General features: G+C 75.5%; 1 protein-coding gene. It reads right to left on the reverse strand.

What is annotated here, in order from left to right; translation table 11 throughout:
• The coding region (locus IH13_RS0122455; RefSeq protein WP_031087175.1) for an FAD binding domain-containing protein at positions 1–636 on the reverse strand (636 nt) is incomplete at both ends.

A 636-nucleotide genomic window follows, 5' to 3' on the forward strand; every position in this document is an offset into this window, starting at 1 on the left:
GCCCGGGCCCGCCACGGCCGGTGCGCGAGCCCGCCGAAGGCGAGCGAGGCGTGGGCGACCCGCCCGTCCCGCACCGTCAGGACGGCGGCGACGGAGGCCAGCGCGAAGGCGTACGAGGCACGGTCGCGGGCCTTGCGGTAGAGGGAGAGGGACCCCTCGGCAGGCGGCGGCAGCACCACGTCGGTGATGAGCTCGCCCGGCCTGATGACCGTGTCCTGGTCGGGGTTGTCGCCCGGCAGCCGGTGGAACTCGGTGGCGGGCACGGCGCGTTCCCCCTCGGGCCCGTGCAGGTGCACGGTGGCGTCGAGCGCCGCGAGGGCGACGGCCATGTCCGAGGGCTGGGTGGCGATGCAGTCCGGCGAATGGCCCAGGACCGCGAGATCGCGGTGGGCGCCCTCCCGGGCGGGACAGCCGGTCCCGGGGGCACGCTTGTTGCAGGGCTTGGTGGTGTCCTGGAAGTACGGGCACCGGGTGCGCTGGAGGAGGTTCCCGCCGGTGGTGGCGGAGTTGCGCAGTTGTCCGGACGCTCCGGCCAGCAGCGCCTGCGACAGCACGGGATAGCGTTCGCGTACGGCGGGGTGGGCGGCGAGGTCGCTGTTGCGGACGGTCGCGCCGATCCGCAGGCCGCCGTCGTCC

Source organism: Streptomyces sp. NRRL WC-3549, from assembly GCF_000721935.1.
Lineage (GTDB): Bacteria > Actinomycetota > Actinomycetes > Streptomycetales > Streptomycetaceae > Streptomyces.